Annotated in this window: 12 protein-coding genes; 9 read left to right on the top strand and 3 right to left on the bottom strand. The window is 46.7% G+C overall.

All coding sequences use genetic code 11. The features are described 5' to 3' along the window. Window positions 1–75 precede the first annotated feature (75 nt). From AB4111_RS17200 to AB4111_RS17185, 4 genes are all read left to right on the top strand, one after another. Window positions 76–1,530, top strand: coding sequence for a 4-hydroxyphenylacetate 3-hydroxylase family protein (locus AB4111_RS17200; protein ID WP_442032488.1), 1,455 nt, complete (start codon window positions 76–78; stop codon window positions 1,528–1,530). Window positions 1,531–1,548: 18 nt separating this feature from the next. Next, on the top strand, window positions 1,549–2,706 hold the full coding sequence (gene ssuD, locus AB4111_RS17195; protein WP_442032487.1) for an FMNH2-dependent alkanesulfonate monooxygenase: 1,158 nt from the start codon (window positions 1,549–1,551) through the stop codon (window positions 2,704–2,706). A gap of 176 nt (window positions 2,707–2,882) precedes the next feature. Further along, window positions 2,883–3,959, top strand: coding sequence for a dimethylsulfone monooxygenase SfnG (gene sfnG, locus AB4111_RS17190; RefSeq protein WP_442032486.1), 1,077 nt, complete (start codon window positions 2,883–2,885; stop codon window positions 3,957–3,959). Between the two features lie 98 nt (window positions 3,960–4,057). Next, window positions 4,058–5,263, top strand: a complete 1,206-nt coding sequence (locus tag AB4111_RS17185) for an acyl-CoA dehydrogenase family protein (protein WP_442032485.1) — start codon at window positions 4,058–4,060, stop codon at window positions 5,261–5,263. 221 nt (window positions 5,264–5,484) lie between these two features. Here AB4111_RS17185 and AB4111_RS17180 read toward each other — a convergent pair whose 3' ends face one another. Then, complete coding sequence (locus AB4111_RS17180; RefSeq protein WP_442032484.1) at window positions 5,485–6,051, bottom strand: DUF421 domain-containing protein; 567 nt, start codon at window positions 6,049–6,051, stop codon at window positions 5,485–5,487. A 130-nt stretch (window positions 6,052–6,181) separates the two neighbouring features. Between AB4111_RS17180 and rnhA the strand changes: the two genes are divergently transcribed. The 3 genes from rnhA to AB4111_RS17165 all read left to right on the top strand — a co-directional run bounded on the left by rnhA (window position 6,182) and on the right by AB4111_RS17165 (window position 9,328). Then, complete coding sequence (gene rnhA, locus AB4111_RS17175) at window positions 6,182–6,835, top strand: ribonuclease H (protein ID WP_253439519.1); 654 nt, start codon at window positions 6,182–6,184, stop codon at window positions 6,833–6,835. 333 nt (window positions 6,836–7,168) lie between these two features. Beyond that, on the top strand, window positions 7,169–8,038 hold the full coding sequence (locus tag AB4111_RS17170; RefSeq protein ID WP_442032483.1) for an alpha/beta fold hydrolase: 870 nt from the start codon (window positions 7,169–7,171) through the stop codon (window positions 8,036–8,038). Window positions 8,039–8,338: 300 nt separating this feature from the next. Further along, window positions 8,339–9,328, top strand: coding sequence for a serine/threonine protein kinase (locus AB4111_RS17165; RefSeq protein WP_442032482.1), 990 nt, complete (start codon window positions 8,339–8,341; stop codon window positions 9,326–9,328). A gap of 144 nt (window positions 9,329–9,472) precedes the next feature. Here AB4111_RS17165 and AB4111_RS17160 read toward each other — a convergent pair whose 3' ends face one another. Continuing rightward, window positions 9,473–10,357, bottom strand: a complete 885-nt coding sequence (locus tag AB4111_RS17160) for a stalk domain-containing protein (protein WP_442032481.1) — start codon at window positions 10,355–10,357, stop codon at window positions 9,473–9,475. 320 nt (window positions 10,358–10,677) lie between these two features. Between AB4111_RS17160 and imm48 the strand changes: the two genes are divergently transcribed. Then, window positions 10,678–11,112 carry an Imm48 family immunity protein gene (gene imm48, locus AB4111_RS17155; RefSeq protein WP_442032480.1) on the top strand — a complete coding sequence of 145 codons (435 nt, stop codon included), beginning with the start codon at window positions 10,678–10,680 and terminating at the stop codon, window positions 11,110–11,112. A 36-nt stretch (window positions 11,113–11,148) separates the two neighbouring features. Then, entirely contained in the window at window positions 11,149–11,688 is a 540-nt protein-coding gene (locus AB4111_RS17150) for an RNA 2'-phosphotransferase (RefSeq protein WP_442032479.1), read from the top strand. A 155-nt stretch (window positions 11,689–11,843) separates the two neighbouring features. Here AB4111_RS17150 and AB4111_RS17145 read toward each other — a convergent pair whose 3' ends face one another. After that, complete coding sequence (locus AB4111_RS17145; protein WP_442032478.1) at window positions 11,844–12,701, bottom strand: SDR family oxidoreductase; 858 nt, start codon at window positions 12,699–12,701, stop codon at window positions 11,844–11,846. Between the last annotated feature and the right edge of the window lie 59 nt (window positions 12,702–12,760).

The raw sequence follows: 12,760 nt of genomic DNA, 5'->3' as shown, positions 1-12,760 counted from the left end.
TGGATATTAGCTATGATAAACAATAAAACATAGCAAATCAATCGGAAAAATAAAATTTAATTAAGGGGTGACATTTTGAGGGGAGATACTTTCATATCCAGTCTGGAGGATGGACGACGTGTCTGGCTGGAAGGGCAGCAGGTGAAGAATATTTCCGAACATGAGGCTTTTAAAGGCACACTATCCACCATCAGGCAGTTGTTTAATATGCTCGATGATCCTCTTCAACGGGAGCAAGTGGGCTATGTTCCCGAGGGACAGGAGCGATATGCACACAGCTCATTTCTTATCCCGCACACAGCAGCCGAATTGAGCAAACGCAGTCAGTCCTTTTCAGTCTGGTCTTCCAGCACCAATGGCATGATGAGCCGGTTATCCGACTATGCACGTTCCATGGTCACCGGATGGTTTGCTGCTCGGCACGAATTATCCGATTTAGATCCCCAATTTGCGGATAAAATCAGCACCTATTACTACGAGGCGAGAGACCGCGACCTCTTTCTGACGACAGCCATTATTGATCCCCAGATTGATCGTTCCAGCGGGCTGGATGATCAGCGGATCGCAGAGCGATTTCTGCATGTGGTGAAGGAAACTTCGGAAGGGATTGTGGTTAGGGGAGCCAAAATGATTGCGACAGGTGCACCGTATACACATGACTTTCTGATCTTTTCGTTCCTGCAATTTCAGACCCGACATCAGAAACATGCGCATGTCCTGATCGTACCCGCCAATTCACCAGGACTGCATATTGTGTGCAGGGAGTCGTTTGCTGATGGAAGAGAACGTAATCATCCGCTCAGTGCAAGGTACGATGAGATGGATGCCGTCCTTTTTTTCGATGATGTCCTGATTCCTTGGGAAAGGGTGCTTCTCTACGGCGATTCTGACAAGGTACTGAAGCTTCGCGGGAACCGTACAGCCAATGGACTGGCTTTCCACCAAAATGTCGTGCGTTTTGTAGCCAAGCTGGAATTTGTCACGGGTGTGGCGTTTGCGGTGGCTGAATCGATTGGCGTAACCGGATTTCTGCATATTCAGGAGAAACTGGGGGAGTTGCTGACACAGATTGACGTAATCAAGGCGCTGATCATTGCAGCGGAGGCCAAAGCCGTGCCTGATGCGGCAGGCGTGCTCGTTCCTGATCTGACGTATGTTGAGACGGCGCGAAGTTTGGGAACCAAATATTATCCACGGGCTGTTGAGATACTTCAACAAGTCGGCGCAGGTGGCTTTGTTCAGACCCCTTCCGGAATCGAGGATTTCTACGGTCCAATCTCCGAATTTATGCATTTGTATTTTGAGGGAGCTGCGGTAAGTGCAGAGAAAAAAGTGGAGCTGTTCAAGCTGGGTTGGGATCTCATCGGCAGTCCGCTTGGCGCAAGACATCTGTTATATGAAAAATTTTATGCAGGTGATCCAATCCGGGGGCTTGCATCCCACTACAGTCGACATGACAAATTGTCGTTAACAGGTCCTGTCTGGAAGCTGATTCAAGAGAACAGCAAGGGCAGAGTAGCTACCATATGAGCAGGAGGAGAGAGAAAAATGGAATTGTTCTGGTTTATCCCGACACATGGGGATGGAAGATTTCTGGGCACCCGAGAAGGTGCAAGGGCAGTGACCTATCATTATTGCAAGCAGGTTGCGCAAGCTGCAGATGAGCTTGGGTTTGCCGGGGCGCTGCTGCCTACGGGAAAATCATGTGAAGACGCCTGGGTCGTTGCTTCCTCGCTGGTGTCGGTAACGGACAAGCTGAAGTTTTTGGTCGCTGCACGTCCGGGCCTGATGCTTCCGACCACGGCGGCACGAATGGCGAGTACACTGGATCGCTTCTCCAAAGGAAGACTATTGATCAATGTCGTAGCCGGAGGGGACCCGATCGAGCTTGAGGGAGACGGGGTGTTCCTGAATCACGATGAACGTTACGCATTGACGGATGAATTTCTAACCATATGGCGCAAGGAGCTGGCGGGCGAAGAAGTCGATTTTGAGGGCAAATATTTAAAGGTCAACGGTGGATCGGTTCTGTATCCGACCATTCAGAAGCCTTATCCTCCGCTTTATTTTGGAGGCTCCTCTGATGCTGCCATGGAGGTGGCTGCCGAGCATGTAGACGTATACCTGACTTGGGGTGAGCCACCTGACCAGGTAGAGGCCAAGATCAACCGAATGCGAGATCTTGCTGCCAAAAAGGGAAGAAGTCTGCGCTTCGGCATCCGGCTTCATGTGATCGTTCGTCCAACCGCAGAGGAGGCCTGGCAGGCCGCGAATGACCTGATCGCTCATCTGGATGAAGAGACGATTGCTTCTGCCCAGAAGATCTATGCTCGCATGGATTCCGTTGGTCAACAGCGAATGGCGAGACTGCATAATGGGGAGCGTTCCAATCTGGAGATCAGCCCAAATCTGTGGGCAGGCATTGGACTGGTCAGAGGCGGTGCAGGTACAGCGCTTGTAGGTGATCCTGACCAGGTTGCAGCTAGAATGAGGGAGTACGAGGCACTGGGGATTGAGACCTTCATTATGTCGGGATACCCGCATTTGGAAGAAGCCTATCGTACTGCTGAGCTGTTGTTTCCGAAGCTCAATTATGCGCAATATGGCGACAACGGCGAGCGCTCGTTTATTAGCCCATTTGGCGAGATCATCGCCAATAATAACATTCCTGATCATATGGTAAAAGCGCCTGCGGCTTCCAAATGATGCTGTCTGCTTTTTACGATATCTCCATTGAAAACATCATACGTTCTTGCCGATTAGACGAACTAAAGGCACCTCAAACTTATAGGTTGTAGGTGTCTTTTTTAGTTGCATTCCACTCCGGTAGATAGGGCCTTGGCCCTTGCCTATACATCATTCCATTGAAGAGGTGGTTCAATATGTCCATGCAATTCGCTTATTGGGTTCCTAATGTAAGTGGGGGTCTGGTGATCTCCAACATCCCGCAAAAAACAGGCTGGTCATATGAGGATAACGCGAGGTATGCCAAGATCGCAGAAGATGTGGGCTTTGATTATGCGTTATTGCAAACCAGATTTATGGCCAGCTATGGGGCTGAAAATCAACTGGAAGCCATTGCTCTTGCCTCCGCACTGGCTGTGGTTACCGATCGCTTGAAACTGATCGCAGCCATATTGCCTGGATTATGGCACCCCGGTCCTGTAGCGAAAGCGATCACGACGATTGATCATATCAGCAAGGGACGAGCTGCCGTAAATATTGTCAGCGGCTGGTTCAAGGGAGAGTTTCAGGGATTTGGAGAACCGTGGCTGGATCATAATGAGCGTTATCGGCGCTCGGAAGAATTCATCCGTGTGCTGAAGGAGCTGTGGACGCAAGAAAAAGCCAATCACCAGGGAGACTTTTACCGTATTCATGAAGCCCCACACAAACCCAAACCGGTTTCCCTCCCCCCTGTGTTCCAGGGAGGAAATTCGGCGGCTGCACGCGACATGGCTGCACGAGTCTCGGATTGGTATTTCATGAACGGGAATAACATCGAAGGCTTCCGTACCCAGATCGAGGATGTGACCGGGCGGGCTGCGTCCTACAACCGTAAGCTGCAATTCGGAGTCAATGCTTTTGTCATCGTGAGGGATACGGAAGAAGAAGCATTGGAAGTGCTACGCCAGATTATTCTGCATGCTGACCCCGAGGCCGTGGAGGGCTTCCGCAGTCAGGTTCAATTTGCAGGCAAAGCTTCACCTGAACAGGAGGGCATGTGGGCGAATTCCAATTTCGACGACCTGGTGCAATATAATGACGGGTTCAAAACCGGCTTGATTGGTACACCGGAGCAGGTGGCAGACCGCATCATTGCATTGAAAAAGGTTGGAGTAAATCTCATTCTTACTGGCTTTCTTCATTACGATGAGGATATTCAGGCCTTCGGTGAGAAGGTGATCCCGCTGGTTAGAGAGAAGGAGGCTGCGCTAAGCCGGGTAGCGGCTACCTGATCAAACGATCGATCATCAATACACGGAATGGATTGGCATATCTGTATCACTGTTATTGAGGGATATATCACTATTCGAATCAGAGGAGAGATGACGCAATGAGTATTGAAGCAAATACCATTCACACCCAGCCAGACTATGAGCAATTGAGAGTTGAAATTCGGGGGATTGTCGACGAAGTCATTAAACCACATGCTGAGCTGATTGACCGTGAGGGCCGTTTCCCGCGTGAGAATCTGTCCGCCCTTGCTGAGGCTGGATGGAATGGGGTGCTGATTCCCGAGCGCTTCGGTGGACGCGGCCTGGATCATGTGGCCTTTGCGATTGCAGCAGAAGAAATTGCCAAGGGATGCCCTTCGACTTCCCTGGTGTATGTCATGCATATTGGAGCTGTTCAGACGATTGCCCTCTATGGAAATGAGGATCAGAAGGAGCGCTGGCTGAAGCCGGTACGTCATGGCGCTATCGGCACATATTCCACAAGTGAGCGTGCTTCGGGAGGTCACTGGTGGTTTAATTTCAGCGAGGCTTCCCGAGACGGTGAGGATTATATTCTCAATGCCGAAAAGTCGTTCACGACAAGCTCGGGACAGGCTGATTTTTATGTGACCCAGACTCGCACGCCAGGAGCGCAAACCCCGACAGATGTGAGTTTCTTCCTTGTCGATGGTCAACTGGAAGGCATTACTTCCGGCGTGTGGGATGCGCTCGGTGTTCGTGGTAATCACAGCGGACCCATTAAATATGAAGGCGTCCGAATTGCAGCTCGGGATAAGCTCGGAACCGAGGGGCAGGGTCGCGAAATTCTGGAGAGTGGTGTATCTCCCGTATATCTGATCGGACTGGGCTCGACCTGGCTTGGAGTTGCGGAGGCGGCACTTGAGGCTGCATCTGAATATGTGAAGGGCATGGTCCATCGGGATTTTAACAAGCGCTTAGCCGATTACCAGATTATCCGCCAGCAGTTGGCTGAAGTGAAGGTGCTAATCTCCAGCCTGAAGCCTTGGCAGTTATCACTTGCGCGGCAGCTGGACGAACTTCAGGCACAGGGGAGACCGCAAGTTGAGCTGTTCCTGCCGCTGGTTGAATTCAAAATTCATGCTGCCGAAGTCGCGAATAAAGCGACCAAAGCAGCGCTGGATGTTACCGGAGGTTATGGTTATAAAAAAGGCGTGTTTGAACGACTCTTCCGTGACGCGCGTGCAGGCATCGCCATGGGTCCCTCCAACAACATCGCCAGAGAGTGGATTGGCAAGTCTCTTGTCGGTCTGCCGCTGGAGCTATGGTACGAGGGAGGCGATTAATTCACACATAAGCTGAAAAAGGAAGAGGATGTCCCATAAGTCATGATTATGACGGGGGACATCCTCTTTGCTGTGTTATGTTGTTTTAATGAACCTGACACACGCTATTCGCTCCCATTTGCCCAGATCTGGTGCGGTAGGTTCGTTAGCCATTGGAACGAGGCGGAATTCCTTTTGAGACAGCCTTTTCTTTTTCTTTTGTCACGAGGGACAGGTGGTAGTTATTCAAGTTTGGAGTCCAGCGGACGAGAGTGTCCATCCTGGATGACCTCCTGGAACAGTCCTTTGGATTCCGTGGGCCACGTACCTTGCTTTAGGAGTGCTTCCAAATCGCCTATGGTTACTGGACGTGCGTGCCGTTTGAGCACATAACCGAGTTGCCCGTTTGGTTCCATCGTGGCTGTTTCCAGATCGGTAATACTTGTAATCCCTTTTTCCCGCAACTGCATCTCCAATTGGTCCACGGAAAAGCGCATATGTTTCAAATTCGATAGATTCAACTTCCCATCTTCCACGACAACCTTGGATTTTCCGCTCATCAATGTTTCAAACCAATTAAACTTCAACTGTAATTGTTCAACGATCAGAAGCATGAGGATAAATACCGCCGCTGACCCGATTGCTTTGCCTAACTCATGATTCGCAATTGGCTGCACGATCGTTGTTCCTATCGAGATAATAATGACCGTCGTGGCTACACTCATTTGCGAGATGGATTTACGTCCGGCTATCCGTAGCAGAATCATGCCAATCAGTACAAGCAAGATGGATTTCCATATCCAGTCCATTGGTTGTATTCCTTTCTGTACCAGTTCATGTATCGTATTGCTTAGCTTGGACGAACAACTTAACTTTCATTCACCCCTCCCGATCGTTTACAATAGGGTATTGATGAAGTAAACAAAGGAGCGGGTCAACGTGGCAAAACAGAAATACTATGTTGTCTGGGAAGGCAAGAAGCCAGGCGTGTACGGTACATGGGCAGAATGCAAAGCGCAGACGGATCAGTATACCGGAGCTAAATATAAATCGTATGAATCGAAAACGGCCGCAGAAGAAGCGTATCGTGCCGGATGGAAAGGGAACTGGGGTTCAAGTGCCGGCGGAGCGTCGAAGAAGAAGTCAACGGGTAGCGGAAGAAGCGCAGGCATGGAAACGTCGGAAGAAGTGGATTATGACAGTATCTCTGTTGATGTGGGCACACGTGGTAACCCCGGACCTGTAGAATACAAAGGGGTAGACACCCGCACCGGTGAGATTATTTTCTCTGTTGGACCTATCTCCAAAGGCACGAACAATCTGGGCGAATTCCTGGCCATTGTACATGCCCTTGCCCATCTGAAAAAAGAAGGCAGTACCAAAACGGTATATACCGACTCGGTCAATGCCATGAAATGGCTGAAGCAGAAAAAAGTAGCCACGACGTTACCAAGAGACAACTCCACGGAAGAGATCTGGCTGATGATCGACCGTGCGGAGCACTGGCTACAGACGAATACGTACAGCAATAAAGTATTGAAATGGCAGACGAAGCAGTGGGGCGAAATCAAGGCCGATTACGGCCGGAAATAACGATTTGTCCGTATCAATCTCATAATACCTTTAGCTGCTTCAATCCAGGCTAGATATAGATCATTGCGGTTCAAATTGTCTATATCTAGTTACAGAAATCCATTTTTAGAGAGTTTTGAAATTGATTTATACAAAGGATGCCTCCTTTATTTCTGGTCTATTAGAATCGTTATTTACAATTTCCAGTTTCCGCTCTATAATCATCTGAATATGATTAGTTAAACATATGGAGGAGCCTGTCATCTGCAGGCCCTCTTTATCTTTTTGGTCCATTGGTTAGCAAGTCCATTTGCTAGAATCAGTTATTTTGAGTATATATTGCAGGAGGCAGACATGAGTTCCATTTATAGAAGTGAAGAAGGCAAGAGCAGCATACTTGAAGAGTATGAGATTTATTTGAACGAGTTGGGTGAGGAATTTACTCGGGAGTATGTAGAGACACGTTTTGGAAAGACGCATGTTCTACTGACCGGTCCTCTGGATGGCAAGCCGTTATTTATTCTCCAAGGCGGTAACTGTGTGAATCCGATGACATTGTCATGGTTCTCTTCTTTATTTAAAGAATACCGGATTATTGCTCCTGATACGATTGGTCATCCTGGTTATAGTGAGGAAGCGAGCATCTCGACACGATTTGATAGTTTGGCATTGTGGGTGTCGGATCTGCTTGACCACTATGAGATTGAAAAGAGTGCGTTTATCGGCCCATCGTTTGGAGGAGGCATCATTCTCAGACTGGCTACCTATATCCCGGAACGCATCTCGTGTGCCGTGTTGGTTGCTCCTGCGGGTCTTGCGGTCAACTCCAAAATCAAAACAGCTCAGGATATCACGCTGCCGCTCGTCAAGTATCGTATGACGTCTTCACCATCTTCTTTGCAAAAAATTACGGACACCATGTCGTGCAACTGCATGAAAGAAATGGATAAAAACATTATCGGCAAACTTTTCAAATACGTCAGTATAGATCAGGATCTGCCCAAACTCGCAGAGCGGGAAGAACTGGTTAACTATACGTCTCCAACCCTGTTATTGGTGGGGGAGAAGGATGTATTTTTCCCTGCGGATAAGTGCATTGAACGTGCTCAAAAGATTATCGCGAATGTGCAAGCCATCAAATATGATACAGGACATTTTCCTTCACAGGACGTATTGGTGCAGATGAACGAGGAAATCGGGCGTTTTTTACAGAAAAATTATTAAATAAAGCTGCAATAGAAGGCTGAGAAATGTTTTTCTCTAGTTTAATAAAGTAATTACAACCATTTGTCGATACTGTATATACGAGAATCTTTATCTTCTATAGAATAGTGTAGATAAGGATTAGCAGTAGATCGTAGAAGGCTTGATATCATTTATATTTAAATATTTCGCGTTAAGGTGTTTCAAATTGCATCATTTGGTTTATATATATGGTTGGCGATGAATTGCTAACTGGTTGAACCAAATGATGCATTTACGCGGAAAGTCCTTCCGATCGACAAGGTTGAAAAGAGGTCTGTTATGAGAAAAGACAATTGCAAAATGGCATTGCAACGCAATGTGATTATAAATGATACATATCAGGTAAGACAGGTATTGGCCAGCAGTGAGTTGGCTATTGTATATGCAGGGCGAGATCGTAACACGGGGGCCAAGATAGCCATTAAGGAATTTTTCCCACAGAGACTGGCTGAACGTCAGGCAGACAAGCGTAAGGTGTTCTGCTCTTCACGAGGATACGGTGGGCAATATCAGGAGTTACTGGCTGCATTTCTGCTCGAAGGTGAATTGTTATCGAAACTGGATCATCCTCATATTGTGTCGTATTTGGATCATTTTGAAGCGAATGATACAGGGTATCTGGTTATGGAATATTGCACGGGAATCACATTGACCGAGTATTTGAATGAACACAATCATGCGCTTGATGCCGCCTTCATAACGGAGACGCTACTTCCACTGGTGGATACATTGGATTACATACATAAGCAAGGCATTCTTCACCGGGATGTGAAACCTTCCAACATTATGGTCATGGAGGACGGTACACCCAAGCTTCTGGACTTCGGCTCAGCTACCCGTTGGCCTATGCAATCCGGAGAGAAACAGGTGATATTTACCTCGGCAGGTTATTCTCCGCTGGAGTTCTATTCGGAGAAATCCAGTCAGGGACCAATGTCGGACATCTATAGTTTGGCGGCTCTGCTCCATTATTGGACTTGCGGGCAACCCCCTATGGACGTGAAACAGCGGTTGTTCCAGGATGAATTGCCATCTGTTCGTTCACATAATGAGTATGTGAATCCTTGGCTCGCTCGTGTTATTCATTGGGGGCTGACGGTTCGTTCCGAGAAACGCTGTGCTTCCCTGGCCTGGGTCAGAAGCTCGCTGCGAGTTCAAGCCTGGGTGTGGAAAGTGCGCAAGCCAGGTACAGTGGAATGGTCTTTAGCCGAGAATGAACATACGCAGGTCTATGAAGTGGAGTCGAAAAAGCAACATGAAACGGCGTAAGCAGTCATCACCTATGTTCATAAAGTAGAGACGCATCAATGAGAGCATAGCCGTTAAATAGGTGTAAAACATAAACAAGCCAGTTCGTACCCTCTCATCCGGGGCGAGCGGGCTTGTTTTTTATATTTTCAGAGAGGTGCCCCGTTAAAAATTGGTGTATCCAAAATCGTGACTTTCCGTTAGGGTGTGATCTTTCAAAATCTCAATCTCTCTGAGTTCATATTTGTTCAATTTCAGATTTAAAACTATATTTTCCCATGTTGGAACTCCAAACAAAGGCTCGAGTCTTTTTTGATCATACTCTCCAATTGTCATATCACTGTTGGTGTTCTTAGATGAAAATAATAAAAAATACCTTCCAGCAGGAACATTATCAATGTTATAAGAACCATAACCGTCAGCTTTAGCGGTGAAGATTCCATTAGTACCTTTTGAAGAGAACGTAATTCCGAAAATTGTGTCGTGAATTCTAGAGTATTTTGGTATGTCTCTTGGAATCAGAACAATTTTAGCATTTACATCGGGCTTAGTTCCTATGTATTTATTGTACTGCCAAATAAGAACACCTTTTATATTCCCGACGCTGGCCATATCATAATTCCCGAAATTGATAATTTTCTTGGATTCAGTAATTGAAAGTTTTTCTTCTGTAACTTCAGAAAAGAAAAGAGGAGTAATTAGTGTCTTATTATTAATGTAAATAGGAGGTTCTGTTGTTGTGTGTTTTTCAGAGTTTAAAGTATATTTTTTTTCTCCAGTTTTGAAACGAATTGTTTTTTGACCTGTATTGTAAGCTTTATCTATAATATATGTTTTTTCTTTAGTATCAAAATAATACTTATATTGGGCAGATTTAAAAACCTGTTTCGCATCGAAATAGAGTTTCCCTTTGTAGTTAATAGGGATGACATCAAGCTTAACTTGATTAAAAAAGATAGAATAAGTAAGAGGGGCAGCAGCTACATGGCTCACGGTTGTTAAAATTAAAAACGAAATAATTGCAAAAAAAGAAATAGCTTTTTTAGCCATAAAATCACTCCTAATATTTTTTTATAGGATAATAGTAACACCTTTAATAAAGTTGGAATAGTTAAAAATTACTAATAAATAGGAAGCTAAAATTTGATGTTCTTTCACAGATGTAAAATGGGAGTTTAATAAAATGGAATTAGTGAAGTTAACGCTTTTCTAAGAACATGACACGGGAAGTGATGTTAATTATTAAGATGCTTTGTTTTGGCAAGAGCAGCCAGAAGAGAATTTGAAACGAATACCCCAACTCCGATACAATGTTTTCATAGAGTTTAAGAGAATGGATCAAATACGGTGCAGAAATGGAGAAAACCAATATGACTGAATTTATTAACGCTGATGATATTAATGATGTAATTCTCGGTGCGGCGGCAAACGAACTGGAGCAGATGGTGGACAAAATGTGTGAGCTGATTGGCACCCCTTTGGAACAAACGAGTGAACTGGAGCGTCAGGTAATGGCTGCTTTTGGTTTTGGCGCGGTGTATGGCATCACTCATCGGGATCAGCTGGCGGAGCCACAGGCCCATGCCTTGAGCATTCGTATGCTGATCAAACCGTTTAATTACAGTGAGCAGCAGGCGGTTGATTTTGCCGATGATCTGATCCGGGTGGCTTCCGATCGTGAGGTTCATCCGGTGATGAATACCATTATCCAACGTGGGATTGATGGACACCGCCAGTTCAATCAGGAAGACGATGAAGGATTGGAACGTAACATACAGGAGATTTTAACAGCGGTTCAATCGTAAAATAACCGGTTTTATTAGATGTGGGAGATGATCACAATGGATCTGATGAAATTAAGCAAGGAACTCTCATACGCTCTGCGACATGCACCATGGGAGTATGAGCTGGAGCTGGACGAAGAGGGTTGGGTGGAAATCTCGCAATTGCTGGTGGCTTTACATGAAAGTCCGCAGTGGAAGGAAGTCACGCAAGTCGATCTGGAGCAGATGATTCAAGCCTCGGAGAAAAAGAGACATGAAATCCATTCTGGCCGCATCCGGGCATTGTATGGACATTCGACGCCACATAAGATATCCAAGATCGCTGCTGAGCCACCGGAAACCCTTTATCATGGGACACCCGCACGTGCTGTGAATTCGATTATGGAACATGGCTTACAGCCGCGGCAAAGGCAATATGTACATCTGTCTGCAGATATGGATACGGCCAATCAGGTGGGTCGAAGACGTGATGATCAGCCTGTCATTCTGAGAATCAACGCTGCACAAGCGTTCATAGATGGAATCCTCTTTTATCATGGAAACGAAAATATTTGGCTGGCCGATCATGTTCCCGCACGTTATATTCTTAAGCCATGATAAACACCCACATCGCATTGCTGCAGTCGCAGTGAATGGGTTGAGTGTGCAGTCATCCGTTCGTTCAAAGGGTATATCATTGTATTGATCGTTAGCTACACCAAAAAGGGACGCATCCAACATTCGTTGGTGCGTCCCTTTCTCATATCCAAAACTTACTTGCCTACAATCGCTTTAATACCTTCGCTAAGAGGCTGAGCCGGACGGCCAAGCAATTTCTCTAATGTATCACTCTCTACCGCCAATGCACCTTCACGAATAGCACTTTGCATATCAACGAGCATGGATACGACAAAGTCTGGTAGACCTGCACCTTTCATGATGTCAGCGTAAGCGGCATCGTCCACGTTTTGCACGTTGATTTCCTGTCCAAGCACTTCACCAACAATGGCAGCCAGTTCAGCTTGCGTGCGCAGCTTGCCGGACAATTCATACACGGTGTTCTCATGTCCTTCGCCTGCGAGTACAGCTGCAGCAGCATGGGCATAGTCACTGCGGGTAGCCCAGCCTACTTGGCTGTCATTGGTGGCATGAACCCAAGGTGCGCCTTGCGTAGCGGCTTGCACACTGCCTGCTTCATTTTCCAGGTACCAGTTGTTGCGCAGGAAGGAATACGGAATGCCGGATTCACGAATCGCTTTTTCTGTAGCGCGGTGAACTTCCGCCAGGGAAAGGGTGTTTTGATCTGCATTCACAACGCTTGTATAAGCGATGAATCCAACGCCTGCTTTCTTGGCAGCGTCCACGGCAGCCTGATGTTGGCGAATACGCGTTTCATTGTCACCATCGGTGGAGATGAGCAACAGACGGTCTACACCGGCAAAAGCTTTCTCCAACGTCTCCGGTTGATCGAAATCACCCTGACGCACGTCAACGCCTTGAGCGCGGAGTGCTTCCGCTTTTTCTGGATTACGTACACTTACAGTCAAATCCTTGGCAGAATCGTTTTTTAACAATGCCTCTACAACCAGTGAACCCAATTGACCTGTTGCGCCAGTAACCAAAATTTTCATCTTCTTTTCCTCCTATGATATGTGTTGTTGATTGGATACAACTTGCTTAACTCAAGCCG

This window comes from Paenibacillus sp. 2KB_22, from assembly GCF_052115745.1.
Classification (GTDB): domain Bacteria; phylum Bacillota; class Bacilli; order Paenibacillales; family Paenibacillaceae; genus Paenibacillus.
Note: the sequence above shows the minus strand (reverse complement) of the source record. Positions and strands in the feature narration are given on the sequence as shown.

Bases quoted from the DNA above. Each gene is read 5' to 3' on its own strand.
- imm48 (WP_442032480.1), top strand. From the start codon at position 10,678: ATGACTGAATTTATTAACGCTGATGATATTAATGATGTAATTCTCGGT.
- sfnG (WP_442032486.1), top strand. From the start codon at position 2,883: ATGTCCATGCAATTCGCTTATTGGGTTCCTAATGTAAGTGGGGGTCTG.
- AB4111_RS17150 (WP_442032479.1), top strand. From the start codon at position 11,149: ATGGATCTGATGAAATTAAGCAAGGAACTCTCATACGCTCTGCGACAT.
- AB4111_RS17165 (WP_442032482.1), top strand. From the start codon at position 8,339: ATGAGAAAAGACAATTGCAAAATGGCATTGCAACGCAATGTGATTATA.
- AB4111_RS17145 (WP_442032478.1), bottom strand. From the start codon at position 12,701: ATGAAAATTTTGGTTACTGGCGCAACAGGTCAATTGGGTTCACTGGTT.
- AB4111_RS17185 (WP_442032485.1), top strand. From the start codon at position 4,058: ATGAGTATTGAAGCAAATACCATTCACACCCAGCCAGACTATGAGCAA.
- AB4111_RS17170 (WP_442032483.1), top strand. From the start codon at position 7,169: ATGAGTTCCATTTATAGAAGTGAAGAAGGCAAGAGCAGCATACTTGAA.
- ssuD (WP_442032487.1), top strand. From the start codon at position 1,549: ATGGAATTGTTCTGGTTTATCCCGACACATGGGGATGGAAGATTTCTG.
- AB4111_RS17180 (WP_442032484.1), bottom strand. From the start codon at position 6,051: ATGGACTGGATATGGAAATCCATCTTGCTTGTACTGATTGGCATGATT.
- AB4111_RS17160 (WP_442032481.1), bottom strand. From the start codon at position 10,357: ATGGCTAAAAAAGCTATTTCTTTTTTTGCAATTATTTCGTTTTTAATT.